Below are 26,244 nucleotides of genomic sequence, written 5' to 3'. Positions count from 1 at the left end.
GCGGCATTGGCAGCAGTGCCGCTTTTTTGTATGCAAAAAAAGGGACGTTAGCATTTTCTGCAAACGTCCCTTTTGGTTTATGCTTATTCGTCAGATCTTGTCTGTGAGGTCGGCGCAGGCTTCGGCGGCTCGCCGCTGTGAGAAGCTCTCGTTACCAGTTTTAGAAGTATCTTGCCGTTTTTGTACTCAAAGAGGAATATCACTGCGATTATCAGCAGCCCCGCGAGCGAGATCATCTTCGCGCCCGTGTAGTAGCTGGGTTTGAACTCCATAGTTACAGTGTTTTCGCCGCGCTCGAGCGGTACGGTGATGAGCGTGCCCATAGAGGTGCTGTAACGCACCTGCTTGCCATTGACCTTTACCACCCAGCCCGGCTCGTCGGGAATGGTGGTGAAGAGGTACTGCCCTTCGCTTTCGGCGGTGCACTCGGCAGTGAGGGAGGTGTTGTCGAACTCGGTGACATTCATAGCCTTACCCGCCAGCGCTTCCGCGTCCGCGGCGAAAGTATCGTGGTCGAAGCTGTAAAACAGCTCGTCGCACCAGTAGGCTTCATCATCGTCATTGTCGATAGTGATGCGTATGCGCACCTCTTCGTTTTGCAGGAAGCTGCCGAGGTTCAGTATCGAGTAATTATCGCCGACGAAGAATTGTCCCGCGTAGTCCATAACGCCGTCGCCGTTGATGTATTTCTCCTCGTCAAGCACCCAAACGTTGCAGTTACGCTCGTATTTGGTGGGCAGGTACATATAAAGGTCGCTGTCGCGGTCCATCTCGATGATGTAGTCTATATGCGCTTCGCCCTTTGATTTGTCGATGGTGTAGTAGCCTCTGTGACCCATATCGTCGTTCAAATTGCTTTCGCGCAGGTTTTGCTTTTCCTCGCTTTTCGGCATTATGCGGCTGAAATAGTTCGTTATCTCCGCCTTGTCGCAAAGCGCGCTGTAAAGCACGTTCTGATTTTCAAAGGGGTTCACGTCGGTAAGCTCTATCGAGTTGATATTTTCACTGCAAACTGTGCCCAGACCCATAGCGTAGGGGTTGCGGTAGAATTTGTACTTCGCGTCCGTTTCGTCAATATGGGTAGCCAGCTTGTAGTCCTCGGGAACTTTCGTGCGGTCGTCCATGTAGCGCTTTTCGCCGTTGTATGCTTCCTTATCCATAAGGTAGCGTATGTCGAAAACGCTGTCGGTGATGTAGGTACTGCCCTCATATTTGGTGTAGTGGCCGCCGTATGCGTAGCCCAACTGTTTCAGCATAGTCAGCGCGGGGGCGTTCATTACCGAGCTGGAGTGGGATATTCCGCTGTAACCCGTGCCGATGGGGTCGTTCACCGTGCGGTGGAAGGTCGCTTCCATTCGGTAAAATTTATCGTCGTCAAAGCTTTTGATATGCTTCACCGCGTCGATGGTGTCCGACATATACGGCTCGTAGGAAGTGTAATCGCTGTAAACTACGTCGTCGTCTATCTTTTGCAGAGTGTCCATCGTGTTCGCCAGCAGCTCCAGACCCACCGCCGCGCAGGTTATCAGCGCGAGTATGCGCGAGGTCTTGTACTTGCGGTTTAGGTATATCAGCAGGAAGTATATCAGCAGCGCTATCAGCGAGAACCATATTCCGCCGATTATCGCGCTGGTGTCCTCGCCGTTGTCGCTTTTTACCGTGCGGAATATCTGGAAATGCTCGTAATTTTCGCGCTCGCACCAGAAGAGGAACACCGCCAGCCCGAAGAACACGCCGCCTATCTCTTTCGGCGTAATGCCGTCGAGGTTCTCAAAAGCCTTGAAAGCCATAGTCAGCAGCAGGAATGAAAAAGCGAAGGAATATCTGAAAGGCAGCCAGTTCGGCACCTGAAAACCGTGCCAAACTATGTCAACGGGGCGCAGGTACATGAATACCACTACCGAAGCCATAAGCAGGCCGTTTGAAACTTTCGTCTTTATGCCTATCCTGCGGTTCATGAAGAAGAGCGGAACAAGTATCAGTACCGCCGCGCCGCAGTAGATCATCGGCAGACCTTCGGGGTAAACGGTGTCGTAGCTGAACGGGAAAAGCTTTGTGAGGAACGTTAAAAAGTCGAACTGCGTAGCCATCGACCAATCGGGTGTGGAAAATTCCAGCTTGCCGAGTTTCAGCGCGTTGTATACCGGTATCAGCACGCAGCAGGCGGTGATGGCGGCGGTGAGGGAAGCGCCTATGAACTGGAAGATGCGCACCATAAAGTGCTTCGGCGCTATCCTGCCCTCCTCCCCGAAAAAGCAGGTTACAAAGTAGCAAAACGTGAAAAAGGCGATCATGTAGCCGATGTAGAAATGCGCTATGAACATCAGTGCGAGGGGGATAATGTAGGGCAGCATCTTGCCCTCTTTCAGCAGCCGCTTTACGCCTAAGCATATCAGCGGCAGGTAGATAAGCCCGTCGAGCCACATGGGGTCCATAAGCTGCACCACCATGTAAGCCATCAGCGCGTACATACTTGAGAACGCCACTACCGAGGTACGGCGGGGCTTTTTATCGGCGGTGCGCAGCAGGAAGTGCGCGAATGTCGCCCCCGCCGTGCCAATTTTGAGTATCTGCATAGTTTCGATAGCGCCGCACATAGCCGAGCGCGGGAATATGCAGGTTATCAGCATGAACGGGCTGGCGAGGTAGTAGGCGAATATGCCGAACATATTGCCCGAAAGATTTCGCGACCAGTTGTAAACAAGGCTGCCGTCGCCCATTATCGCGTCGCGGAAAGCTTCGTAGTAGTAAACGTACTGACCGTTAAGGTCGAGCACCAGCACCGAGCCGTCGCCGAAAGGGTGCACCTTAAAAAGCGCGTAGGCGAGGTACATTATGCCTGCGGGCAGTATAAAGCAAAGCAGGTACAGAAAAAAGGGCTTTGAGAAAAACCTCACAAAGCCTTCTGCCTGCTGCCGACTAAAGCGCGGCAGCCTTTTTCTTTTTGTATTTTCGTTGGGGAGGTTGGCGGAGTTCTCCGCCGCCGAGGGTGTGTTCATTTGCTATCTCCTTGTATTTTCTTCCATATTCAGCCTTTCGCTGATGATGTATCGCGGGCGCTGCTTTATCTCCTCATATATTTTGGCGAGGTAGTAGCCTATTATGCCCAGGCTGAACATTATTATCGCCGAGGTGATGAGCTGCAGCAGTATAACGGTGGAAAAGCCCTCTGCCGAAGTGCCCATTATCTTCTGCACCAGCGTGTTTATGCCGAAAATGACAGCTATTATAAAGGTGACCACGCCCGCCACCGTTACCATCTGCATAGGTGCGGAAGTGAACGAGGTTATAGAGGTCACGGCGTACTTCACCAGTGAGGTAAAGCCGAATTTGCTGCTGCCCGACTGCCGCTCTGCCACGTCGAAATAAACGCACTCGGTCTTAAAGCCCACCCAGCTAGACATCGCGCGGAAGAAGGTAAGGCGCTCGGGCATTCTCAGCAGCGCTTCCACGGCGCGGCGGTCTAGCAGCTTGAAGTCAGATGAATCCTCCATCTCCAGCCCCGAAACGCGCTGTATTATTTTGTAAAAAAGCTTCGCCATTCCGCGGTGCGCCGTGCTTTCATTGCCGCGCGTGCGCTTTTTGGCTTCTACTATATCCACGTCGCCCGTCTGCCAAAGCTTGTACATCTCGATAATAGTTTCGGGCGGGTGCTGTAAGTCGCAGTCGATTATCACGCAGGCGTCGCCCGCCGCGTTTTCAAGCCCTGCGAATATCGCCGACTCTTTGCCAAAATTGCGGCTAAAGCCGATCGCCTTTATGCGCTCGTCGCTAGCCGCCAGCTGCGAGAGCCGCTGCCATGTGCGGTCGGAAGAGCCGTCGTTTATAAAAATTATCTCGTAGTCTATACAGTGCGCCGAGAGCAGCTTGCTTATAGCCGAAGCGGCGCGCGGCACGTTGTCCTGCTCATTATAAGCGGGTATTATGACCGAAAGCACTTTTACTTACCTTCCTTCATTTCATACGTCATACGGGGTGCACGGCGTTGAAATCCATGCGGACTTTATTGAAAGCCGAAGCCGCGCAGAATATGTAGATTATCATAATTATCCTGGCGATTACGAGCACTACGCTGGCGTACACCTGCGCGTTGCCCACGGGCAGCAGACGGTTCAGCACATCGCCCGCCGCGCCGAGAGCTGTGAATATTGCGAGTTTTTTCCAAGTTTTTGCGAGGTTCACGAGCAGCGAGGGGTCGTTCACAAGCTCGTGGCGGGGCAGCATAAGCTTTATTATCTTGACATACTGCGTATAAAGCACCGCCGCAACTGTGCCCGCGCCGAGCACTATGCTTATAATATTGCCCGCCATGCCGTTTACTAAACCGAAATAGGTCAGCAGCGAGCCTGCCAGCCCCAGTGTTGAGAGGGCGCACACCGCCGCTATCAGCGGGCGCAGTCTGCTAAAGCCATCTGATACCGAGTCGATCTCTTTAACGCCGCCGTACATGAAGGATACGCCGGCGAGCTTCAGTGCGTAATTCAGCGGCATATCAAAATCAAGATTTATTGAGAGCAGGACAAAGCCTACTGTAAAAAAATTCATTGCCTAAAATACCTCTTAGCTGCGCGGCATCATGGCGAGTATGCGCGAAGCAAATTCGTTGAAGTTCTGGGTCTGTAAGATAACCTTGCCGGGACCTGTAAGCTTTGTGTTGAAAAGTCCTTCGCCGCCGAAGAAGATGTTCTTCACGCCCTTTATCATCTGTATCTCGTACTGTACGGTGGGGTCGAAAGCTACGAGGTTGCCGGTATCGACGTAAAGCACTTCGCCGGGGGCAAGCGTTTTCTCAACTCTGTCGCCGTCGATCTCGAGGAAAAGCAGACCGTTTCCGGCAGCCTGCTGGAGGATAAAGCCCTCGCCGCCGAAAAGACCCGCCGAGAATTTCTTCGTGAAAGTCATGTTCATCTGCACGCCGGGGGTAGCGCAGAGAAACGCGCCCTTTTGGCAGATAAGCCCCTGATGCTGAGCAAGGTCGATTGGCACTATCTCGCCCGCCACGGTAGATGCGAAAGCTACGGTGGCGTTGTCCATAACGGCGGTGTATGTTGCCATGAACATCGACTCGCCCGCGAACATCTTTCTGCCCAGACCCTTTAGCACGCCGCCCTTAGTAGAGGTAGTCATCTCTACGCCCTGACTCATCCAGGCCATTCCGCCAGACTGTGTGTACATACTTTCGCCGCGGTTCAGTATAGTTTCGACCGCGGGCATGGTGCTGCCGATAATTCGGTACTGCATAAATAATTCCTCTTTTCTGTTGTTCTGTATTGTTAATAATTGTATGCGTTTTTGCGGCTAAAATTCCACGCCGCGCCTTGCCGCCGCACCTTTATCGAAAGGGTGGGCGAGCTTTTTCATTTCGGTGATGTAATCTGCCTGCTGAAAGAAGATCTCATCGGGCTTGTGACCCGTGATTACAAGTTCGCAGGGCGGCGCTTTCAGCAGATCATCGACTAGCGCACGTTCTGCCGTGTCAGAAGAATAAGCGTCGCAAAGCTCGTCGAGCATGAGCATTTCGGGGCGCAGAGCCAACGCTTTTTCAAGCATTTCGGTCTGCTGCGCTTTAAGCTCTTGCTTTTCCTGCTCAGTCATATCCCAAAGAAATTTCAGTCCCTCGCGGCAGCGGAACACGGCAACGCCCAGCTTTTCGAGCGACTTGACTTCGCCGCTGGGCGAGCCTTTTAAAAACTGCACGGCGGCGCAGGGAATATCCCAGCCGCGCGCGCGTATCAGCAGACCTACGGCGGCAGAGGTCTTGCCCTTTCCGTCGCCGCAGTATAAATGTATCATATTTTTTTTCATCAGAACCACACGCCGATAGTCAGCTTAACGATAAATACCATCATCATCATTATGAAAGCCGTGCCCTGAAGCAGGCTGTTTGCGAGGGTGATGTCGGCAGGCTCGGGGTCTTTAAGCTGTTCACCGATAGTGTATGTGCGCAGGAACTGTTCGCTGTAGACCTCTTCGGGCAGCAGCGAGATACCCATTATGCCCGCCATTACCGCGCGGCAGCCCGCGAAGCATGAGCGTGTGCATTTTATATCGCTTTTCATAACGCGCTCGGCGGCGCGGGTGTTCAGCTTGAGGAAGAGGGCGTCTACCAGCATCATGAGGTAGGCGAATTTGCCGGGAATAAAGCAGAGCGCGCGGCGCAGCTTTTCGGCGGGTGCGGTGAAGTCTTCGCCCTCGTCCGATATCTCGGCGGCGCAGTCGGCAGCGGTGAAGAAAACGCCGCCCGCTGCGGAAAGCAGGAACATACATAGCATTGGCGCGGCAGTGGAATCTACCGTGCGGTCGGCAACGCCCTGTACCGCGGCGCGAACAAGACCCTTTTCGTCAAGCTCGCTGCAATCGGTGCGGCTGAGATCAGAAGCTATGCGCTGTGCCTTTGCGTAATTTTTGCCCCTCATAGCGCGGGCAACGCCTGTAGAAGCGGTGGTAACGCCCTTAATGTCCAGTACCGACCAACAGATCAGCGCGTCGAGCACCAGCGCGAGGGCGGGGATAAAGCAGTAGAGCAATATCAGCACTACCAGCACGGGCAGCACGGTGACAGCTATCAGCGAGAGCAGGAAAACTATGCCCGCGGTGCGCCTGCCGCCCTCGTTATCCTGATATTTTGCGCTTATCTTTGGCGCGAGCGCCGCGGCTATCCTGCTAACGATATCCTGCGCTCTAAATTTTTTTGGAGTACCAAAGACCATGCTGAGCACATAGCCTGCCGCCATAGCGGCGAGAGTGTTTATTATCATAAGTATTCTCCTTAGTTTTAATTGCGGCGCGCCAAAAATCGGGCGCACTTGCCGTATTATACTATATTATATCATGTATCGCCGCAAAAATCAATAGGGGCGGGGGAAGTTTTTGCACTTTATAGCGGCAACGCAGCATTGCAGTGCTGCGCCCGCCAACAAATATTAACATTTGCCCTCTTGACACAGCGCGCACGGCGTGTTACAATATAATAGAATAGATTTGCAGGGGAACTGCTTTTGCGGTTGAGAAGGCGCTGCCTGACCCTTTGAACCTGTCGGTCAATACCGTGGTAGGAAGCAAAGTCGGCTGTTTTTTTACACAGTAATTTTACAGACTTTACAGGCTTTTCGCTTACCGCGGAGGGCCTTTTTTGCGGAGGTGTAAATTATGGTGAAAAATTGTCTTTCGATAGCCGGCTCTGACTGCTCGGGCGGGGCGGGCATACAGGCTGACCTGAAAGCTTTTTCGGCTCTCGGCACATTCGGCATGAGCGCCGTTACGTCCGTCGTTGCGGAAAACACTCAGCGCGTCATCTCGATACAAAATGTGGATACCGCCGTCATCGCCGACCAGATAGACGCTGTTTTTGAAGACGTCGAGGTCGCCGCCGTCAAGCTGGGTATGCTGCCGAGCGTTGAGATAATCAAGCTTGTCAGCGAAAAGCTGCGGCAGTATCAGCCGAAATTCGTAGTCTGCGACCCCGTTATGGTGGCTACCAGCGGCGACTCGCTAAGCGGCGAGGGCACGGCTGCCGCGCTGAGGGACTGTATTTTCCCGCTCGCGGACGTTGTAACGCCGAATATGCCCGAGGCTTCCGCGCTTTCGGGTCTGCGGGTAGAGAGCATCACGGATTTCGACGCCGCCGCTGAGGTGATAATGCGCAGCGGGGCTAAGGCGCTGCTGATAAAAGGCGGCCATGCCGACGGCGCCGCGGTAGACGTGCTGTATAACGAGAACGGCAGGCAGGAATTTACCGCGCCGCGCGTGGATACCAAAAACACCCACGGCACGGGTTGTACGCTGTCCTCCGCGATAGCCGCTTGTTTGGCAAAGGGCGCTGACACGCCGACAGCAGTCGCGCAGGCAAAAGAGTATATCTCGGGCGCGATCGCGAACGCCGACAAGCTGAACGTCGGCAAGGGTCACGGTCCTACAAACCACTTTTTTGATTACTATATTATAAAAGGTATAATTTGATAAACGAAAGGAATTTTTAGCTATGAGAAATTATAAGACGCAGATGGAAGCAGCCAAGAAAGGCATGATCACTCCCGAAATGGAAACTGTAGCCAAGAAAGAGTACCGTACCCCCGAAGAGATACGCGCGCTGGTGGCTACCGGCGAGGTCTGCATTCCCGCAAACGTGAACCACACCGCGCTTTCGGCTGAGGGCATAGGCAAGGGTATGCGCACCAAGATAAACGTAAACCTCGGCATCTCGGGCGACGCTAAGGACTACGACCTCGAAATGAGAAAAGTAGATATGGCTATCAGCTTCGGCGCTGAGGCGATAATGGATCTTTCCAACTACGGCAAGACCAACAAGTTCCGCACCGAGCTTATCGCGAAATCGCCCGCTATGATCGGCACTGTTCCGATGTACGACGCTATCGGCTATCTCGATAAAGATCTGCTCGAGATCACGGCTGAGGACTTTCTGCGAGTAGTACGCGCGCACGCGGAAGAGGGCGTTGACTTCATGACCATACATGCGGGCATCAACCGCCGCGCAGTAGAGGCTTTCCGCCGCGAGGGCAGAAAAATGAACATCGTTTCCCGCGGAGGCTCGCTGCTTTTTGCATGGATGATGATGACGGGCAACGAAAACCCCTTCTTTGAGCATTACGACGAGGTTCTTGAGATACTGCGCGAGTACGACGTTACCATCTCGCTCGGCGACGCTCTGCGCCCCGGCTGTCTTGCTGACGCGAGCGACGCGGGTCAGATCTCTGAGCTTATCGAGCTGGGCAACCTTACCAAGCGCGCATGGGAAAAGGACGTTCAGGTAATGGTAGAAGGCCCGGGACATATGCCTATGGATCAGATCGCGGCGAACATGAAGATACAGAAGACCATCTGCCACAACGCGCCTTTCTACGTTCTCGGTCCTCTGGTTACCGACATTGCGCCCGGCTACGACCACATCACATCGGCTATCGGCGGAGCTATCGCGGCGGCAAGCGGAGCGGACTTCCTCTGCTACGTTACTCCCGCTGAGCACCTGCGCCTGCCCGACGCTGACGACGTTAAGGAGGGCATCATCGCGAGCCGCATAGCCGCGCACGCTGCCGACATCGCAAAGGGTATCCCCCACGCTATGGACAGGGACAACGAAATGGCTGAGGCGCGCCACGTTATGGACTGGGACAAGATGTTTGAGGTAGCGCTGGACGGCGAAAAGGCTAAGCGCTTCTTTGAGCAGACCCCTCCCGCTGACCGCCACACCTGCTCGATGTGCGGAAAAATGTGCGCGGTAAGAACTACCAATATGATACTCGAGGGCAAGGAAGTTAAATTCTGCTCTGAAAAGTAATATCTGCTAAAAGAAGGAATTACAAATGAACGGCGTTAAAAGCATAAATCTGAAAAAGCTATGCACGGCGGCGATGCTGGTGGCGGTTGGGGTAGCGGCTTCGGCTGTGAATTTCCCCATCGGCGCTTCGCGCTGCTGCCCCGCGCAGGCTTTTGTGAACGTGGTGAGCGGCGTGCTGCTCGGGCCATGGTACGCGGCGGGCGTGGGCTTTTGCTGTGCGCTGATACGAAATCTGCTCGGCACGGGCACGCTGCTGGCTTTCCCAGGCTCGATATTCGGCGCACTGCTGGCGGGTCTGCTTTACAAAAAGGTGAAGCCGCTGACGGTGCTTGCCGCGCTGGGCGAGCTTTTCGGCACATCTATACTCGGTGCGCTGACCGCCTACCCAATTGCGAAATTTGTAATGGGCAAGCAAGCGGCGGTCTTTGGGCTGGTACTGCCGTTTTTCATCTCGAGTCTGGGCGGCGCGGTGATAGCTTTCGTGCTTATGGCGGCGCTTGAAAAAAGCGGCGTACTGCGGCGTTTTGCTGCCACGCTGGAGGGCGCTGACGGACGTGGAGCATGATATGATAAGCCGAATAATGCAAACATTGGAAGTAACTCGCAAGTCCGGAGCGATAGTGCACTGCATTACGAATTACGTCGCGGCGACGGACTCGGCAAACGCACTGCTCGCGGTGGGCGCAACGCCTGTGATGGCTGACTGCCCGAATGAGTGCGGAGATATAACAAGACGATCGCGGGCATTGCTGCTTAATATGGGAACTTTTTCCGAGGAACATTACGAGGCTTTCAAGAACTCCGCCGAAGCTGCGCTGGAGATCGGCATACCGTTCGTGCTCGATCCGGTCGGGCTGAGCGCGAGCGGTTATCGTCAGAAGTGCTTTCAGGAGATCGTGCCCAGCCGCTGTCCGTCTGTGATAAAATGCAATCTTTCGGAAGCGTACACGGTGGCGTGTCTGGCAAAAGTCAAAGCCGGATCGCCCCTCGAGATGTGCCAAAAGATCGCCTGCAAGCTTGACTCTGCTGTGATGATAACGGGCAGTGATGACTACATTTCGGACGGGTTTAACAGCTGCATTCTGCACGGCGGCACGGCGAAGCTGACGAAGGTCACGGGCACGGGGTGCGTTACAGGCGCGCTGACGGCGGCGTTTCTCTCGGCCGCCGATCGGCTGACGGCGTGTATCACGGCGGCGGCGCTCATGAAGACCTGCGGCGTGATCGCGGAAGAGAAGAGCGGAAATGCTCTGCAAACCTTCCGCACAAAGCTGTACGATGGGCTTTCGGAAGTCGGCGAGAACGAGATACGCAGATGTATAGAGATCGAAAGTGTGAAATAAATGGCAAAAATGGATATTGACTATACCTTATATATATGTACCGACAGCGGGCTGATGTCCAGCAAAACGGTAGAGCAGTCGGTGGAGGCGGTGCTTCGCGGCGGCGCGACGGTGATTCAGCTTCGCGAGAAGAACGCGGGTTCGCGAGAACTTTACGAGCTGGCAAAGCGTGTTAAAACTGTTACAGACAGGTACAATGCTCCGCTAATAATCGACGACAGGCTCGACATCGCGCTTGCGGTAGACGCGGCGGGCGTGCATCTGGGTCAGAGCGACCTGCCATGCGCAGTGGCGCGAAAGCTGCTCGGCGATGACAAGATCATCGGCATTACCGCCCCGACGGTGGAGCTTGCGCAAGCCGCCGAGCGCGATGGCGCGGACTACATCGGCGTTGGCGCGATGTTCGCAACGTCTACAAAAATGGGCGCGCCTGCCAATACTAAGGAAAATCTTGCCGCGATACGCGCGGCGGTGGAAATACCTATCGTGATTATCGGCGGCGTGAAGCGCGCGAATGTGCTTGAATTTGCGGGCATGGGCGTGAACGGCGCGGCAGTGATCTCAGACATCATCGCCGACCCCGACCCCGAGGGCGCGGCGGCTGAAATGCGCGAGATCATGAAGAAATTCTGAGTGTGCGAGATTACTTTAATTTGCAAAAAAGTAAAAATAAGTAAATTCACCACGAAAAATATCGGACAGGGTTCGCTGAAAGCCCTGTCCGTTTTTGTATCAGTTTGCGGCTTCCGATGGTCATGATGAACAGCTCGATGAAGTACATGGGCACTCTTACTTTCATATTCTTCCTTTCTTTCCTAACTCTTCTTTTAAAAACTCTTTGATTCATCGCTATTTTTAATTATACGCCTATTTTTGGCGTTTGTTAAGTATAGACGTTGGTTTAATATATTTATATTGACAAGCAATGAAATATATGGTATAATGAAAAAAATATAAGATTAGGAGGGCTACATCATGAACAAAAGAAACATCTTAGCATTTCTAGCCGCAACAGCCCTTGCGCTGACAGCTTGCGGAAGCGTTGACGAATCCGCCGACCAACTCGCCGCCGATAGCTCGGTCGTTTCGGACGAGAGCAGTGATGAAACGCAGGCGGACTCTTCGGAAGCGGAGAGCACGGCAGACAGTTCCGAAGCGGAAGAAAGCACGGCTGATGAAAGTTCGGAATCGGCAGACAGTTCAGAAGCCGCAGACAGCGCGGAAAGCGCCGCGGACGAAAGCGCCGCCGAAGTGGAAACCTCTGACAACCCGCACATGAGCGCCGAAAAGACAAACGAAAACGCGCTCGAGGTCGATGAGGGCGGCTGTAAAAATCCCGACCTGCCGCCTTGCGTGCACTATGTGAACGACGATGCGGACATTCAGACGGTCGCGAATATCGTGAAAGCGGCGGTCGACGGCGGCGAAACTATCGACCCCGAAACCTTTGAGTTTTACAAGGGCGGCGTCCACCCGAATTTCACCATGACCATCGATGGCGCGGAGTACAGCGTGTACCTCAAACCCGGCACGGCAAGCAACATTAAGATAAACGATCAGTATTACAACCTCAGCGGCGACGATTTCGCGACTATTTCCGAGATACTTTACTGGTAAAAACAAGGGACAGACCCGCAAGTCTGTCCCATTTTTTATCTGAAATATCCGCCGTTTTGATTTTGGTTCGTGTATTTTGCGGAGTCGCTGAAATCAAACCCCGCGCCGTTCATGCCGCTTGTGTTCGTGCCGTTCATACCATTCACAGCGCCCATGCCGTTCATGCCGTTCGGCGGGGGAGTAAATTCGTGCGGCTTTATCGGCGCGCCGCAGTGCGGGCATTTTATGCAGGTGCCGATGACGTACACGCCGCCGCAGTATTCGCAGGTGTCCTCTTTCGCGGTCTGCGGTATCTCTGTCGCCTTGCGGTACTTGCGCGCTTTCGGCGTCAGTCCCAGCATTATGCACATGTGCAGGGCAATAAATGCCAGCATGCCCAGCCCCATGAATATCTCTCCCCAAATTATCTCAGTGTCCATGATGGACGGGGTGATGTCGTTGAAAGCCGTGTTGACCGCCATGCCGACGCTGTATCGGCTGCGTGCAGTGAGGTATTTATGCAGATTATTGGTAAAAACGTCCGCTTTTTTCTCGGTTATGATATTGTCGGTGTCGTCGCCCTGCATACCCTCCCAGTACCAGTCGACGAAATCATCTGACCTGCCGACAGCCGCCGTGCCCGCGGGCTGTGAATAAACTATCAGCCAGTGCTTCTCATCGTCAAAGAGGTTGACGTATTTGTCATATGCAAAGTTTTCCAGATCGTCATATTTACCAATCCACTCGTCATTAGTAACGGTGACAACGGCGGGCGTAACGCCTGTTTTATGGTAAAACTGTCCGAGCGTTTCCTGAAGCATCGCTTTGTTGTCGATAACGCCCAGCTCGTCTTGAATGACAATGCTTGTGTCATAATTATCCGCAAGCTTTTTCGGGTGGTGCACCGCGCTGCCAAACATCGAGAATATCCCTATGAAAAAGGGGATGTAAAAGAGAATCATTATCAGATTTGCGGGCGTGAAAGGTTTAGTTATATCGTGGTCGGCGTAGACGTAGACCGGTCGGTGATGGCTGTAATAGCAAAATCTGCGTGCGCCGGGGAAGTATGAACTGCGCACCCTGCGCGGAGATCCGCCGCGCGAGCCGCTCGAATGGTGCGAACCGCCGTGAGAGCCTCCTCCGTGCGAGCCGCCGCCTGATGAATGTGGCATAATTTTCTCCTTTCAAAATACAAGGGTAATTGTATTTATACCATTGGTTCATATTTACAGTAAGTTTATTTCATATATCACAGTATAATTATATCATACTATATTAAAAAAATCAACACAAAATGTGCGATAAAATGAAAAAAGCTCTGCGGAAAATCGCCTGACCGCAAAGCTTTTTTCTATATTATGGGTATCACGTTAGCATTATTTGCCCGTTAGGGACTTTTTTATGTGTTTGAAAAACGGCGTTATCCAGTACATATATAGTCTTACAACGAATATGACTGCCGTTGTTCCAATATCTACATAAAATGGCAGTTTGAAGAAGAATTCGTTGCTCATTTTAGTATCCAGCCCGAACCGCATATACGCCAGTATGCCCAGCAGGACTATGTATACGCCGACGAACAGCGTTATGTACGTTAGAATGATGTACAGCGGATTTCTTTGCTCTTTATTCATTTTTTGCGCTCCCTCTTGATTTCATTTTTCTATATTGTATCATATTCTTTGTGAAAAGTCAAGAGGGATGAGGAGGGAATGCGCAAAAATTAGATTACGCGCTGACTATCATTCCGTCTGAGATCTCTATTATTCGGTCGCACTTTTCGGCGACTTTGGGGTCGTGGGTAACTATTATCACCGTTCTGCCCTGCTCGTTGAGCGATTTGAAAAGCGCCATTACTTCGGCAGAAGTTTTGGTGTCGAGCGCGCCCGTCGGTTCGTCGGCGAGTATCATGCTCGGCTCGTTTACTATCGCGCGGGCGATGGCAACGCGCTGCTTCTGACCGCCCGAGAGTTTGTTGCAAGGCTTTTTCGCGTACTCTTCCATGCCTACCGCTTTCAGCGCGGCGAGGGCTTTTTCTTTCTTGCCCTTCACCTTTTTCTTTGAGAAATTCAGCGGTATCAGCACGTTTTCCAGCGCGGTGAAATCTTCTACCAGCGCGAAATCCTGCATCACCATACCGATCTTTTCGTTGCGGATACGCGCATATTTGCGCTCGGAAAGGTCTTTTACCAGCGTATCGTCTATGATGTACTCGCCGCTCTGATAATTATCTATGCAGGCTAAAATATGCAGCAGGGTAGATTTGCCTGCGCCTGATTTGCCGATTATCGCTATCATTTCGCCGTCGGCTATCTCGCAGGAAACGCCGTGCAGCGCTTCAAATTCGTTGGCTTTTTTCGGATTATATATCTTTACAATGTTGTTCAGCTTTATCATTTCTCATTCTCCTCTCAGTTTCTGAATTCGGTTTTCAGCACGTCGCGCGGCTGCTTGTTTCTTACTACCAGCAGCGGTACTATCAGCGAGAGCAGCAGGAAGAGCGCGAGTATTATCGCGCATACGCCTATGTTGTCCCAGCCGACCTTTATTACCGTGCCTTTCAAGATGGTGTTTTTGCCCGCGATGAAGAATATCGCGTCGGCCACTATCGTAACGCCTACTATCGAGAGGTAGTTTAGGAAATTGAGCACCGAGCAGCGCCGCCATGTTGCTCCGCAGAGATACAGTATCGCGTAATTGCGCAGATTGCGGAGGGTGGTTATCATAGTGGTGATAACGGCGGTGAAGAGAGTGATTATCAGTATGCTTATCGCGATGGGCGAGAGGGTGTAAAGCTCTTTGTGGACGAAGCTTTCGCTGGCTTTGTAGTATTTGTTCGTGTAGCCGTAGATCTGGAAGCCTACCTGCGGGGCGAGGTCTTCTATCTCTTTGATGGTGTAAGCGCCCTCGGGGTAATTTATTATCAGCTTGCTGTTGAAAGCGTAGCTGCCCTTTGAACCGACCTTTGCCATCTGACCCTCGGTAGTTACGAAAAATTCCTCGCCGCGGCCCTGCTCGTTATACATATAATAGAAATCGCGGTAATCATCATCGTAATTATAAAATACATTATATCCGCCCGTGCCGTAAAGACGCTGGTTGTTCTCCAGTATACCGCATATCTCTATCTCAAAATCTACGCCGTCCCAGTCGGTGGCTTTTAGTTTATCGCCGACCTTATAGCCGAAATTATCGCTTACGAGAACCTGCGGTATCTTGCTCTTGGGGTCGGGAAGGCTGCCTTCTTTGAGGTAGGGGGGAAGCTCTTTCATCTTATCATCGGGGAAGTAAGACATATACGTCCATTGGTCGCCGGACTTTTTGTGAACGCCTATCATGTTTGCTTTGCCGCCGGTAACGTCGGTAGCTTTATCGAGATTTTTCAGTATGTCTTCCTTGTACCGCATATTGGGATTGTCAGCTTCGGATATAACTATCACGCCGTTTTTCGAGAGCGGCTCTTTAAACTGCGAATAGTAAACAGTGCGGTCTTTTATAGCCGACATCATTATTATCACCAGCGCGAAAACTACGGCCAGCTGCAGGGATATCAGCAAATTCATAAGTCCCGCTTTTTTGCCGAGCTTTAGCGAAGAGCTGCGCGACTGGGTGAAATTGAGCTTTGCGCTGATATTTTTCAGCAGCATAAAGAAGAGCACCGCCGCCGAAACAAGCGTGTAAGCCACGAAAATTGCGGCGTAGCGCTGAATGTTAAGGCAATCTATAGCGTTCGGGAAAATCTGTACCATGCGCTGATACAGCAATTTATGGAAAGCAAAAAGCGAAAGGGCGAAAACGGGCGAGATCACCGCGAGGGCTTCACCGAGGAAGAGCGAAACGCACCTGCCGCGGCAGGCACCGCAAACGCGGAAGACCGTTATCCTGCGCTTATTGCACTCGATAACGTACTTATGCAGTACCGCGAGGTTTACTGCGAAAAGCAGCGCTACCGCGGCAGTAATGTAAATTATGGTCTTGTAATACGCCAGATCTGAGGCGGCGGAAAGGTCCATATCGGCAACGTGTGCGTCTTGAGAAATACTGCCGTCTACTATATTTTTTATGGTGGTGTACTGCGAGTATGTTACGGGGCTTTTGAATACGATATAGAATTCGCTTCTCATATATGTATCATCAGGCAAAGCGGTAAGCGGTATGCTGTACCAACATTCTTTTGGTATTATCTGAGTTACTTCAAAATCTACTCCTGCGATCTTAACCGTATCTCCCAAGCCTTTAAGAGTTCTTGCCATTTCCCCATCATAGGACAAGGTCCCTGTGGAAACACCGATATTTTCGTCAAAAAAATCTTCGGTAAGTACGATATGTCTGTCGCCATCGTTATATTCTTTATCAGATATTCCGTATGCTGTATCTTCATTCAAAGTGTTTACGAATCCGTCTTTCGTCAATCTGAAATAAAAATCAAAAAAAGCAAGCCCCGTCAGATCATTTTCTAATGTAGCCTCACATTGTATCTGATCAATATCATCATACATATCTTCTGGAATTTGCTCTACTACTTTCATTATATCGCCCTTAGTAAGGGTGCTGAAGTTATTGTAACGAAAAAGCCGGTTAAGGTTTTCGTCACCGGTATCATATGTCAGCAGGTCTTTGCGTGAAGTCATCCAGCCGCTCCAGTCATTTGCTTCAATTGTTACCGTGGTGGATTCATTTGTTCCCTCAAGCAAATTTATACGGTAATTTTCATAAACGCCGTAAATAAAACAGCCTACCAGCGCAGTCATACATGATGTTAATATCATAAAAATCGTGAGCATCTTATTTTCTTTAAACAAGTTGCGCATGATCTTGAAAAGCATATTTGTTTTCTCCTTTCTGTGAAAAAGTATTATAAATGCGCACACTTATAAAGCGTGCGCATTTAAAGTCGATTAGAATGCAATTGGTCTGGTTTTTCTTATTTCACCCCTATTATCGCCATTTTCATCTCTTACAAATGAACGGTAATAAGCGCGGTACTCGCTGGGCTTGCCGCTTCTTGAAGTTTCTGCTACTGCGATAGTACCTTTGTCTGCCTCAGGCTTGAAGTCTGCTCCGTTAACGTATGTAAGGCCGTTTGGATTTCTAATTTCGCAGGCTGAAAAAATTGCAGTGTAATTATTTTTTCTACAAATAGTAAGGTTTCTGACCGTAACCTTATTATTTGTGGAGTCGTAATAGTAACTCTGCAAAGAATTAAGATAATCATTTGTTACTTGATACGATTTCTCTTGCGTTACAGCGCTGGCGCTCATGGTTGTGCCTGCGGCGAGCATAACAGCGGCTGCACCGAAGGCGGCTAGTTTTCTTTTAATAGATCTCATAATGAAATCCCTCCTATTGATTTTTTAATGCATATAAATGACACTCGTGAAACCACATGCCTTTTTTGTATGTAGCAGGGAAAGTATTGAATAATTTTCCTCTGCTACTATATTTGATTATAACACGAACATAAAGCTTTGTCAATAATATTCTATAAATTAGACCATAATTTTGTAACAATGCACAACTTTACTCATACATTTTCTACAAAAAAAGCCGCTGATACCCTCAGCGGCTAAATGCTATATTTTGCAGTGTTTTTGCCCTGTTTTAAATGCCCAGACTATCCGCCCAAGCCTTTATCTCGGCGGCGCTCATGCCGTTGAGCAGCTTGCCCTGGACAATTTCAGCGGCGGGGGCGCTCTTTTTCAGAGCGGCTGCCGTCTTGCCAAATCCGCTGCCGCCCGAGGTCGCGAAAAGTATTATCTTCTTGCCCGAAAAGTCATAAGCTTCCAAAAAACGATTTATGATAGTCGGCGCAACGTACCACCATATCGGGAAGCCCACGAAAACGGTGTCGTATGCGGAAAAATCCGCCGCGGTGTCGGCAAGCTCGGGGTGATCCGCGCCGCCCTTCATCTCCAAACTGGAGCGCGACTTGGAATTCATCCAGTTGAGATCCTCATCGGTGTAGGGCACTTTCGGCACGATCTCGTAAACGCCGCAGCCCAGCGCGTCGGCAAGCTGCATTGCCGCCTTAGCCGTAACTCCGCTTGCGGAAAAATATGTAACGATCGCTTTGCTCATTGCTGTTACCTCCTGTAATTATTTTAAAATGTTGTAAACTTCATCGGATACAGGCTCGCACCATTCGTTGCTGCAATTTTCGCCCGGAACTTCTACCGCAATGTGGCTGAACCAGCTGTCAGACTTCGCTCCGTGCCAATGCTTGACATTTGAAGGTATCATTACCACACTGCCCGGCGTAAGGCTGACCGCGGGCTTGCCCTCTTCCTGATACCAGCCCTCGCCCGCCGTGCAGAGCAGAAGCTGTCCGCCGCCCTTGTCAGAATGGTGGATATGCCAATTGTTGCGGCAGCCGGGTTCAAACGTTACGTTCGCCGCGAAAAGCACGCCCTTGGGGTCGGTCAGTGGGTTGAGGAACGAATCGCCCACGAAAAATTTGGCGTAAGCGGTGTTTGGCTCGCCCGTACCGAACATATTTGCATCTTCAAAATCTCTCCTCTTCTGGTATTTCATCTGAAATCACCTCCTTAATTTATTCTCTGAATATATTATACAACTTGGAGCGTGCTGCAAGTCAAGAGGGCAATCTGCACGAAAATCAAGTACATGATTTGTATGATCTGCCGACAACTATTGACAACTTTTCGCCGACGTATTATAATAAGCATATATATTATAAAGGTATAGGGGGAAAACAAAATGGCAAAAACCAAGCGCCGCAGATACCAAACGGCAGTGCAGAGCATTTGTCTTATGCTCGACGGAGCGTACATGGTGCTTGCGGCAACGCTTATGCAGATGTTTTTTGAAAACAAAATGTACAAGGCAGAGGATATAGGCGCGGGTTCGGTGCTCGTCTGCCACTCCATAACTCTTGCTGCGGTAGATCTGATGATATGGCGCTGGTGCAATAAGGGAAAGCGCAGACCGATAGCTATTGGCTTTATGATCAAGACATCGCTTTTCTGCATATTTTTTGGCGGGCTGTATGTTACATGGGATATACCTCAGGCGGCGGTCTGCTTTTGGTCGCTCGGCGCGCTGCTGATGTTGCTCGCGGTGTGGCTTTTCAAAAGCACAAACAGTATGAAAAGCGCTTTTTCGGGCGGCACGGCGGGCTTTGGCTTCATCGGCGACAGCGCGGCAGGCTATTTCCCTATGGCAGAGCGCGAATATTTCAAACTGAACGGCATCTCGCCAAACAGCAAGCCGCGCGAGGGTCAGCACACGCAGATAATGCGTTACGCCGCCATGCCGATTGTCTATTTTATGGTGTGGCTGGCTGAAAAAGGCGGTTACAGCGAGCATTTTATGGTTGACGAGGGCAACGCCAAGCTTGTAGAAAATGTCAAAAATCGCACCGCCGACCCCGCTGAACTGCTGCTTTCTCAGCCGAATAAGCAGCTTAACGCCGCCGATCTGAACGACGAAATGCTTAATTTTGCTGCTTTTTATTACGACTGCCGCATTTCAAACAACTCGCAGGGCTACGAAAGCCGCGGCTGGTTCAGCGACTTTTTCACCGACGCAGACCTGCACGGCGAGCCGATCTTTTGCGCTGAATTCTCGTGGGCGCGCTACGAACGTCTGAAAAAACAGCTCGACAGCGAATTTGACGAGTACAAAAAGAAGGCGGAGATGATCTGTCTTTGGAACGAATTTGAGCCTATGCCGAATTTTTACTGGCAAACGTTTGATGCGAACGTCACTATCTTTGCCGGTGAGGGCGTTTCGGCGGAATATGTGAAGCGCTGTGTGGAGGAGATCCGCGATTCGGAAAAGCTGGCGCGGATGGCGGCGGATACGGCGGTCTTTGGCGAACCTCCGAAGCCGCGAGGTCTCTGCATTTACACGCCATACGGGGACGAAACGGCTTACGTCATCGAGGGCGAAGATGCGCGTGTGGCGGTTCGCGGCGGTGAAATAATTTACTTTTCTAAGCTTGATGATCCGGAAATGTCGCCGTGGGCGCGGCGGACTGATCTGAAATACCGCACGATAAAACAGCTTAGCGGCATCGACCCCGACGAGATCGACACGCCCGAAAAGGCGCTGGCGGCGGGGCTTGTGGCGGTCGAACAGCTTCCCGCGCGGTATGGCGGCGACCCGAATTCGCCCGAAAATATCATGTATCTGCCGCCCTGCATCGCGGGATTCAAGCTGAAATGCGACGAAGTCGTGGCAGCGGCGGTCTGCTACGGGGCGGCTGACCGCTACTTTTGCGGGCCGTTCATCATGGGCGAGGGCATTGTGCCGAAGACCTTTTACGTTTCCGCGAACTTGGGTCCGCAGCGCATTTTTCACCAGCGTATAGATGTTTACAGCAGGCGAGATGTGCACAAAACATCAACAGTACAGACCGCCGAAGATGTGCGGCGATCGGATATATGATCAACAAAGGAGTGCTTAAAAATGGAATTTCAAAAGCTGATAGAAAGCAGAAGAAGCGTGAGAAAATACACCGCTGAGGGCAGACCGACAAGGGAGCAGATAGGTGAGCTGATAGCCGCGGCGCAGGAAGCACCTTCGTGGAAAAATTCGCAGACGGCGCGCTTTTACTGCCTTGTGAGCGAGGACATTTGCAACAAGCTGCGCGAGGAGTGCCTGCCGGGGTTTAACCGCGAACGTGCTGAAAATGCAGTACTTATTGTGACTACGTTCGTGCACACACGCGCGGGTTTTGACAAAGAGGGCAACCCCGACAACGAGGTCGGCAACGGCTGGGGCTTTTACGATCTGGGTCTGAACAACGAGATACTTGTGCTCAAAGCGGCGGAGCTTGGGCTTGGCACGCTGATAATGGGCATTCGTGACGGCGAGAAAATTCGCGGTCTGCTGGACATTCCCGAGAGCGAAACTGTCGTATCGGTAATAGCCGTAGGCGCGCCTGATGAGCAGCCGATAAGACCTAAAAGAAGAGCGCTGGAGGACGTGGCAAAGTTCTTCTAAGCTGCACAAAATGTCAATAGCTTAGCCGACGGGGAGTGCCGAGGATTTGCGGTCTGCCTGCCGGCTTTTTGTGTTCGGATATGCCGCATACGCGGTATGTGATTAAGAAATGTGATATGTAAATATCCATATACCGCATGAAAAATACAGCATACAGTATAAAATAATCGGTTATTTTCAAATTCTTTTCTTGAAACGGCGGGATTATTGTGATATAATGATGATATATGAAAACGTTTACCGCTTTCAATTTTTATGTAATGGAGGGCTTTTATGTCAGATACTTGCAATATTTCTCCTGAACTTCTGGAGAAAATGGACGCCTACTGGCGCGCTGCAAACTACCTTTCCGCAGGTCAGCTTTACCTGCTGGATAACCCCCTGCTCCGCGAACCCCTCACCACTGACCACATCAAGAAAAAGATAGTAGGTCACTGGGGTACTGTTCCCGGACAGAACTTTATCTACGTTCACCTCAACAGAGTTATCAAGAAGTATGATCTTGATATGATCTACATCTCCGGCCCCGGCCACGGAGGAAACTTCATGGTGGCCAACACCTACCTCGAAGGCTCTTACTCCGAAGTTTACCCAAACATCTCACGCGATGCAGAGGGTATGAAGAAGCTTTTCAAGCAGTTCTCTTTCCCGGGCGGAATATCTTCTCACGTTGCGCCTGAAACTCCCGGCTCTATCAATGAGGGCGGCGAGCTCGGTTATTCGCTGGCGCACGCTTTCGGCTCGGTTTTCGATAACCCCGGAATGATAACCACCTGCGTAGTAGGCGACGGCGAGGCTGAAACAGGCCCTCTCGCTACCGCATGGCACTCTAACAAATTCCTGAACCCCGCCACCGACGGTGCTGTTCTGCCCATACTCCACCTCAACGGCTACAAGATCTCCAACCCCACCATCTTCTCGAGAATTTCGCATGACGAGATCCGGAAATTCTTCGAGGGCTGCGGCTGGAAGCCTTATTTCGTAGAGGGCGACGACCCCAAGACCATGCACAAGCTGATGGCTGAAACTCTCGATACCGTTATCGAAGAGATCAAGGCTATACAGAAAGCTGCGCGCGAGGACGGCGTTAAGGAAAGACCTATGTGGCCTATGATCGTCTTCCGTTCTCCTAAGGGCTGGACAGGCCCTAAGGTCGTAGACGGCAAGCAGATAGAAAACAGCTTCCGCGCACATCAGGTGCCCATCACCATGGAGCAGCCCGATCACCTTGAGCTGCTGGAAAAATGGCTCAAGAGCTACAAGCCCGAAGAGCTGTTTGACGAAAACGGCAGACTTATCCCCGAGCTGGAAGAGCTGGCACCCGTTGGCGACCACAGAATGGGCGCTAACCCCCACGCGAACGGCGGCAAGCTGCTGCGCGACCTCAGACTTCCCGACTTTAAGAACTACGCGATAGATGTTCCCGTTCCCGGCAGCGTTGAAGCGCAGGATATGATAGAGCTTGGCGGATTTGTACGCGATATTTTCAAGCTCAATAAGGAGCAGAGAAACTTCCGTATATTCGGACCTGACGAAACTATGTCCAACAGACTGGGCAAGGTTTTTGAGGAAACCAACCGCGACTGGAACGCCGAAGCTTACGACAGCGACGAATTCCTCGCTAACGACGGAAGAGTTATGGACTCTATGCTTTCCGAGCATATGTGCGAAGGCTGGCTCGAGGGCTACCTGCTCACAGGCCGCCACGGCTTCTTCGCAAGCTACGAAGCATTCATCAGAATAGTAGACTCTATGTTCTCGCAGCACGCTAAGTGGCTGAAAGTAACTTCTGAGCTGCCTTGGCGTCAGAAGATCGCTTCGCTCAACTACATACTTTCCTCTAACGTATGGCAGCAGGACCACAACGGCTTTACTCATCAGGACCCCGGCTTCCTCGACCACGTTGCCAACAAGAAGGCAGACGTTGTAAGAATGTATCTGCCGCCTGATACTAACTGCCTGCTCTCCTGCTTCGACCACTGCATACGTTCTAAGAACTATGTAAACGTAATGGTAACTTCTAAGCACCCCCGTCCCCAGTGGCTGACTATGGAGCAGGCTGTAAAGCACTGCACACAGGGTATAGGCATATGGGAGTGGGCTTCCAACGACCAGGGCGAAGAGCCTGACGTTGTACTCGCCTGCTGCGGCGATACTCCTACTCTGGAGTGCCTGGCGGCTGTTACCATCATGCGCGAGCACCTGCCGCAGGTAAAGATCAGATTTATAAACGTAGTAGACCTCTTTAAGCTTCAGCCGCAGAGCGCTCACCCGCACGGTCTGAGCGACGCTGATTTCAACGCGCTGTTCACCAAGGACAAGCCGATAATCTTCGCGTTCCACGGCTATCCAACGCTGATACACGAGCTGCTGTATCACCGCGAGAACCGCAACCTCTTTGTTTGCGGCTACAACGAAGAGGGAACTATCACCACTCCGTTCGACATGAGAGTACAGAACGAGATCGACAGATTCCACCTCGTTCTCGACATGATAAAGGCTCTGCCCGAGCTGGGCAACAAGGGCTCGTACCTCTATCAGAAGATGATGGATACGCTGGTAGCTCACAAGCAGTACATCAGCGAGTACGGTCAGGATCTGCCCGAAGTACGCGACTGGAAGTGGAGCAAGTAAGCTGGATTTTTGGCTGAACGCTTGATATAGCTGACAATATTTCACGCCGTCTGTTTGATCGCAGGCGGCGTGAATTTTTGTATATAAAAACCGCCCCTCCCAATTCATTTCGGGAGGGGCGGCGCTGTATGTTGTATGTTCGCTAAAATTTACTTGAACGGATTTTCATTCTTGTAGAGCATACCTGCGGGGCGGTTGAAGGCTCTGTCCTCAACGCCGAGGTATTTCAGCACGTCGAAGAGCGCTTTGCCGTGGTGGCCAAAAACTACCGCGCCGTGGTGCGGATAGCCCTTCTCAATGAGGACGTATCTGTAAAAACGCGCCATCTCGCTGATACCGAATATGCCGATAGTGCCGAACGAGCGGGTGCGGACGGGGAGTATCTCACCCTGAGCGGCGTACGCCTGAAGCTTGGTGTCGGCGGAAGAATGCAGACGGAAGAATGTGATGTCGCCCGCCTTGATGTCGCCCTCGAGAGTGCCGCGGGTGATGTCCGGCTCTTTATCCGGCTCGAGTCCGCGGTGCATTATCTTCTGATATTTCATCACGGGGCTGTTGAGTATGCAGTGCGAGCCGTTGCCGCAGTGGAAGCCCATGAAGGTGTCGCGCTGGGTGTAGCCGAACTTGCCCTCGATGTCCTCGCGGTAGATGTCGGCGGGAACGGTGTTGTTGATGTCGAGCAGGGTAACGATCTCGTCGGAAACGCACTGGCCAACGTACTCGCTGAGCGCGCCGTAAATATCAACTTCGCAGGAAACGGGAATGCCGCGTGCGCCGAGTCTGCCGTTTACATAGCAGGGCACGAAGCCGAACTGCGTCTGGAAAGAGGGCCAGCATTTGTTGGCGAAAGCGACATATTTGCGGTCGCCCTTGTGCTGTTCCGCCCAGTCGAGCAGGGTGATCTCGTACTGCGCGAGCTTGGGGAGAATGCCAGCCATCTTGTTGCCCTCGCCAAGCTCAGCGGTCATTTCGGCGACAACGGCAGGTATGCGCTCGTCGCCCGCGTGCTCGTTGTAAGCGGCGAAAAGGTCAAGCTCAGAGTTTTCCTCGATCTCAACGCCGAGGTCGTAAAGGCGTGCTATAGGCGCGTTGCAGGCAAGAAAATCCTGAGGGCGAGGGCCGAAAGTGATGAGTTTCAGATTTCTCAGACCCGCGACAGCGCGCGCAACGGGGATAAATCCGGCGATCATATCGGCGACCTCGGGGGCAGTGCCTACGGGGTACTCGGGAATATAAGCGCGAACGCCGCGAAGTTTGAGGTTGTAGGAAGCGTTGAGCATACCGCAGAAAGCATCGCCGCGGTTGTCAGAAAGCTCAGCGCCGCATTCGTCCTCAGCGGCGGCGGCGAACATCACGGGGCCGTCAAAGTACTTAGCGAGCAGCGTTTCGGGCGTTTCAGGACCAAAGTTGCCGAGGTAAACGGCGAGAGCGCTGCACTCAGCGGCGTTGATGTCGTCGAGCGCCCTGCGCATATCCTTTTCGTTTTCAATGACAACGGGACATTCGTAGAGCTGAGCGGCGTCGTACTTTTCGCGGAAAGCGGCGGCAACGGCGCGGCGGCGGTTTTCAGAGAGCGACATAGGGAAGCAGTCGCGGGAAACTGCCACGAGCGCGATCTTTATCTCTGGCATATTTGACAATTTATTCATTTTAGAACCTCCTAAAAAATTTATCAATGTCATTATACCACATAATCAGCCATATTTCAATATAAAAAAGTCAGCATATGCGAAAATTTGCGTATAAAAAGTGCTGATTTTTGTGGAATTCGTGCATATGTACATTTATAGCGGCTGCATTTTGTGCAAGTATACAAAAGTGCGAAAAAACACGCAAAAGGTGTTGACATATGCGATTTTGTGTGGTATAATAATTAAGCTGTCAGACGAGAGAGCTTGAACGGCTAAAGAAAATTTAAAAAACCTCTTGACAAGCCATGCAAAATATGATATAATAAATCATGTTGTCAGCGATACGCTGGTGTAGCTCAGTTGGTAGAGCAGCTGATTTGTAATCAGCAGGTCGGGGGTTCAAGTCCGTCCACCAGCTCCAATTTTAATATGGGAGAATTCCCGAGCGGCCAAAGGGGGCAGACTGTAAATCTGTTGCTTCGGCTTCGATGGTTCGAATCCATCTTCTCCCACCATACTTGTGCAATAAAATAGATGCACACCTCGAAAAGCTCGTATTTACGAGCTTTTTTTGCGTTTTGAGAGCGAAAATTTCAGGTGTAAAACCGTAGATGCTTTTTCGTAAAAAAGGATCTGAACCCTCAACAATTAAACATCGTCAAACAAAACGGCAGACTTTGAGCAGATTTTGCTCTGAGCCTGCCGTTTTGTTATGAAAAAAATTCACAAAGTTTTAAAGGCTGTTTTGTCTATTGTCACGAATTTAAGTGACGATGAT

General features: G+C 51.5%; 23 protein-coding genes, 2 tRNA genes and 1 riboswitch. Of the genes, 11 read left to right on the top strand and 14 right to left on the bottom strand.

Annotation, left to right across the window (positions count from 1 at the left end):
- Nucleotides 1-83 precede the first annotated feature (83 nt).
- The 6 genes from LI114_RS07405 to LI114_RS07380 are packed head-to-tail and all read right to left on the bottom strand — an operon-like array spanning nt 84 to nt 6,758.
- Nucleotides 84-2,999 carry a YfhO family protein gene (locus LI114_RS07405; RefSeq protein WP_227220128.1) on the bottom strand — a complete coding sequence of 972 codons (2,916 nt, stop codon included), beginning with the start codon at nt 2,997-2,999 and terminating at the stop codon, nt 84-86.
- 3 nt (nt 3,000-3,002) lie between these two features.
- Nucleotides 3,003-3,938, bottom strand: a complete 936-nt coding sequence (locus tag LI114_RS07400; RefSeq protein WP_227220127.1) for a glycosyltransferase family 2 protein — start codon at nt 3,936-3,938, stop codon at nt 3,003-3,005.
- 28 nt (nt 3,939-3,966) lie between these two features.
- Complete coding sequence (locus LI114_RS07395) at nt 3,967-4,545, bottom strand: hypothetical protein (RefSeq protein WP_227220126.1); 579 nt, start codon at nt 4,543-4,545, stop codon at nt 3,967-3,969.
- 15 nt (nt 4,546-4,560) lie between these two features.
- Nucleotides 4,561-5,241, bottom strand: coding sequence for a TIGR00266 family protein (locus LI114_RS07390; RefSeq protein WP_227220125.1), 681 nt, complete (start codon nt 5,239-5,241; stop codon nt 4,561-4,563).
- A 57-nt stretch (nt 5,242-5,298) separates the two neighbouring features.
- Nucleotides 5,299-5,805: a cob(I)yrinic acid a,c-diamide adenosyltransferase gene (locus LI114_RS07385; RefSeq protein WP_227220124.1), complete on the bottom strand. Its 507-nt coding sequence runs from the start codon at nt 5,803-5,805 to the stop codon at nt 5,299-5,301.
- Nucleotides 5,805-6,758 carry a cobalamin biosynthesis protein gene (locus LI114_RS07380; RefSeq protein ID WP_227220123.1) on the bottom strand — a complete coding sequence of 318 codons (954 nt, stop codon included), beginning with the start codon at nt 6,756-6,758 and terminating at the stop codon, nt 5,805-5,807. Before LI114_RS07380 ends, LI114_RS07385 begins: the two co-directional genes overlap by 1 nt.
- A gap of 217 nt (nt 6,759-6,975) precedes the next feature.
- Nucleotides 6,976-7,075: riboswitch (TPP riboswitch) on the top strand.
- Nucleotides 7,076-7,152: 77 nt separating this feature from the next.
- Between LI114_RS07380 and thiD the strand changes: the two genes are divergently transcribed.
- The 6 genes from thiD to LI114_RS07350 all read left to right on the top strand — a co-directional run bounded on the left by thiD (nt 7,153) and on the right by LI114_RS07350 (nt 12,255).
- Nucleotides 7,153-7,959: a bifunctional hydroxymethylpyrimidine kinase/phosphomethylpyrimidine kinase gene (gene thiD / locus LI114_RS07375; protein ID WP_227220184.1), complete on the top strand. Its 807-nt coding sequence runs from the start codon at nt 7,153-7,155 to the stop codon at nt 7,957-7,959.
- A gap of 22 nt (nt 7,960-7,981) precedes the next feature.
- The gene (gene thiC, locus LI114_RS07370; RefSeq protein ID WP_227220122.1) at nt 7,982-9,295 is read left to right on the top strand and encodes a phosphomethylpyrimidine synthase ThiC; all 1,314 of its coding nucleotides are present in this window, start codon (nt 7,982-7,984) and stop codon (nt 9,293-9,295) included.
- 25 nt (nt 9,296-9,320) lie between these two features.
- Nucleotides 9,321-9,860, top strand: coding sequence for an energy coupling factor transporter S component ThiW (gene thiW / locus LI114_RS07365; protein WP_022128044.1), 540 nt, complete (start codon nt 9,321-9,323; stop codon nt 9,858-9,860).
- Nucleotide 9,861: 1 nt separating this feature from the next.
- Entirely contained in the window at nt 9,862-10,638 is a 777-nt protein-coding gene (gene thiM / locus LI114_RS07360) for a hydroxyethylthiazole kinase (protein WP_227220121.1), read from the top strand.
- On the top strand, nt 10,639-11,271 hold the full coding sequence (thiE, locus tag LI114_RS07355) for a thiamine phosphate synthase (protein WP_227220120.1): 633 nt from the start codon (nt 10,639-10,641) through the stop codon (nt 11,269-11,271).
- 342 nt (nt 11,272-11,613) lie between these two features.
- Entirely contained in the window at nt 11,614-12,255 is a 642-nt protein-coding gene (locus tag LI114_RS07350) for a hypothetical protein (protein ID WP_227220119.1), read from the top strand.
- Between the two features lie 35 nt (nt 12,256-12,290).
- On the opposite strand, the gene LI114_RS07345 is transcribed toward LI114_RS07350, so the two are convergent.
- The 7 genes from LI114_RS07345 to LI114_RS07315 all read right to left on the bottom strand — a co-directional run bounded on the left by LI114_RS07345 (nt 12,291) and on the right by LI114_RS07315 (nt 18,765).
- A complete protein-coding gene (locus LI114_RS07345) occupies nt 12,291-13,406 on the bottom strand; it encodes a hypothetical protein (protein ID WP_227220118.1) in 1,116 nt (371 codons plus the stop codon).
- Nucleotides 13,407-13,610: 204 nt separating this feature from the next.
- Nucleotides 13,611-13,868, bottom strand: coding sequence for a hypothetical protein (locus LI114_RS07340; RefSeq protein ID WP_227220117.1), 258 nt, complete (start codon nt 13,866-13,868; stop codon nt 13,611-13,613).
- Nucleotides 13,869-13,962: 94 nt separating this feature from the next.
- Nucleotides 13,963-14,631, bottom strand: a complete 669-nt coding sequence (locus LI114_RS07335) for an ABC transporter ATP-binding protein (protein ID WP_022128052.1) — start codon at nt 14,629-14,631, stop codon at nt 13,963-13,965.
- Between the two features lie 14 nt (nt 14,632-14,645).
- Complete coding sequence (locus LI114_RS07330) at nt 14,646-17,060, bottom strand: hypothetical protein (protein WP_227220116.1); 2,415 nt, start codon at nt 17,058-17,060, stop codon at nt 14,646-14,648.
- A 72-nt stretch (nt 17,061-17,132) separates the two neighbouring features.
- Nucleotides 17,133-17,564, bottom strand: a complete 432-nt coding sequence (locus tag LI114_RS07325) for a hypothetical protein (protein WP_227220115.1) — start codon at nt 17,562-17,564, stop codon at nt 17,133-17,135.
- A 271-nt stretch (nt 17,565-17,835) separates the two neighbouring features.
- Complete coding sequence (locus LI114_RS07320; protein ID WP_227220114.1) at nt 17,836-18,312, bottom strand: flavodoxin; 477 nt, start codon at nt 18,310-18,312, stop codon at nt 17,836-17,838.
- Between the two features lie 18 nt (nt 18,313-18,330).
- Complete coding sequence (locus tag LI114_RS07315; RefSeq protein WP_227220113.1) at nt 18,331-18,765, bottom strand: cupin domain-containing protein; 435 nt, start codon at nt 18,763-18,765, stop codon at nt 18,331-18,333.
- Nucleotides 18,766-18,951: 186 nt separating this feature from the next.
- Here LI114_RS07315 and LI114_RS07310 point away from each other — a divergent pair, with 186 nt between their 5' ends.
- The 3 genes from LI114_RS07310 (at nt 18,952) to LI114_RS07300 (ending at nt 23,835) form a co-directional block, all read left to right on the top strand.
- Nucleotides 18,952-20,643 carry a hypothetical protein gene (locus LI114_RS07310; protein ID WP_227220112.1) on the top strand — a complete coding sequence of 564 codons (1,692 nt, stop codon included), beginning with the start codon at nt 18,952-18,954 and terminating at the stop codon, nt 20,641-20,643.
- A gap of 21 nt (nt 20,644-20,664) precedes the next feature.
- Nucleotides 20,665-21,201, top strand: a complete 537-nt coding sequence (locus tag LI114_RS07305) for a nitroreductase family protein (protein WP_227220111.1) — start codon at nt 20,665-20,667, stop codon at nt 21,199-21,201.
- Nucleotides 21,202-21,474: 273 nt separating this feature from the next.
- Nucleotides 21,475-23,835: a phosphoketolase gene (locus LI114_RS07300; protein WP_022128058.1), complete on the top strand. Its 2,361-nt coding sequence runs from the start codon at nt 21,475-21,477 to the stop codon at nt 23,833-23,835.
- Between the two features lie 149 nt (nt 23,836-23,984).
- Here the strand turns inward: LI114_RS07300 and LI114_RS07295 are convergent, their stop codons facing one another.
- Nucleotides 23,985-25,475: an L-fucose/L-arabinose isomerase family protein gene (locus LI114_RS07295; RefSeq protein WP_227220183.1), complete on the bottom strand. Its 1,491-nt coding sequence runs from the start codon at nt 25,473-25,475 to the stop codon at nt 23,985-23,987.
- Between the two features lie 336 nt (nt 25,476-25,811).
- On the opposite strand from LI114_RS07295, the gene LI114_RS07290 reads away from it, so the two are divergent.
- Both LI114_RS07290 and LI114_RS07285 read left to right on the top strand, forming a co-directional pair.
- Nucleotides 25,812-25,887: transfer RNA gene (locus LI114_RS07290), tRNA-Thr, on the top strand.
- A gap of 10 nt (nt 25,888-25,897) precedes the next feature.
- Nucleotides 25,898-25,981 (top strand) — tRNA-Tyr (locus LI114_RS07285).
- The last annotated feature ends 263 nt before the right edge of the window (nt 25,982-26,244 follow it).

Origin of the sequence: Ruminococcus sp. 210702-SL.1.03 (assembly GCF_020559915.1) — a bacterium.
Taxonomy (GTDB): domain Bacteria; phylum Bacillota; class Clostridia; order Oscillospirales; family Ruminococcaceae; genus YE71.
This window is presented reverse-complemented; position numbering and strand designations above follow the sequence as displayed.

Coding starts and splice junctions, on each gene's coding strand:
- LI114_RS07405 (WP_227220128.1), bottom strand. CDS start 2,999: ATGAACACACCCTCGGCGGCGGAGAACTCCGCCAACCTCCCCAACGAA.
- LI114_RS07395 (WP_227220126.1), bottom strand. CDS start 4,545: ATGAATTTTTTTACAGTAGGCTTTGTCCTGCTCTCAATAAATCTTGAT.
- LI114_RS07390 (WP_227220125.1), bottom strand. CDS start 5,241: ATGCAGTACCGAATTATCGGCAGCACCATGCCCGCGGTCGAAACTATA.
- LI114_RS07385 (WP_227220124.1), bottom strand. CDS start 5,805: ATGAAAAAAAATATGATACATTTATACTGCGGCGACGGAAAGGGCAAG.
- LI114_RS07380 (WP_227220123.1), bottom strand. CDS start 6,758: ATGATAATAAACACTCTCGCCGCTATGGCGGCAGGCTATGTGCTCAGC.
- thiC (WP_227220122.1), top strand. CDS start 7,982: ATGAGAAATTATAAGACGCAGATGGAAGCAGCCAAGAAAGGCATGATC.
- thiW (WP_022128044.1), top strand. CDS start 9,321: ATGAACGGCGTTAAAAGCATAAATCTGAAAAAGCTATGCACGGCGGCG.
- thiM (WP_227220121.1), top strand. CDS start 9,862: ATGATAAGCCGAATAATGCAAACATTGGAAGTAACTCGCAAGTCCGGA.
- thiE (WP_227220120.1), top strand. CDS start 10,639: ATGGCAAAAATGGATATTGACTATACCTTATATATATGTACCGACAGC.
- LI114_RS07350 (WP_227220119.1), top strand. CDS start 11,614: ATGAACAAAAGAAACATCTTAGCATTTCTAGCCGCAACAGCCCTTGCG.
- LI114_RS07345 (WP_227220118.1), bottom strand. CDS start 13,406: ATGCCACATTCATCAGGCGGCGGCTCGCACGGAGGAGGCTCTCACGGC.
- LI114_RS07340 (WP_227220117.1), bottom strand. CDS start 13,868: ATGAATAAAGAGCAAAGAAATCCGCTGTACATCATTCTAACGTACATA.
- LI114_RS07335 (WP_022128052.1), bottom strand. CDS start 14,631: ATGATAAAGCTGAACAACATTGTAAAGATATATAATCCGAAAAAAGCC.
- LI114_RS07330 (WP_227220116.1), bottom strand. CDS start 17,060: ATGCTTTTCAAGATCATGCGCAACTTGTTTAAAGAAAATAAGATGCTC.
- LI114_RS07325 (WP_227220115.1), bottom strand. CDS start 17,564: ATGAGATCTATTAAAAGAAAACTAGCCGCCTTCGGTGCAGCCGCTGTT.
- LI114_RS07320 (WP_227220114.1), bottom strand. CDS start 18,312: ATGAGCAAAGCGATCGTTACATATTTTTCCGCAAGCGGAGTTACGGCT.
- LI114_RS07315 (WP_227220113.1), bottom strand. CDS start 18,765: ATGAAATACCAGAAGAGGAGAGATTTTGAAGATGCAAATATGTTCGGT.
- LI114_RS07310 (WP_227220112.1), top strand. CDS start 18,952: ATGGCAAAAACCAAGCGCCGCAGATACCAAACGGCAGTGCAGAGCATT.
- LI114_RS07305 (WP_227220111.1), top strand. CDS start 20,665: ATGGAATTTCAAAAGCTGATAGAAAGCAGAAGAAGCGTGAGAAAATAC.
- LI114_RS07300 (WP_022128058.1), top strand. CDS start 21,475: ATGTCAGATACTTGCAATATTTCTCCTGAACTTCTGGAGAAAATGGAC.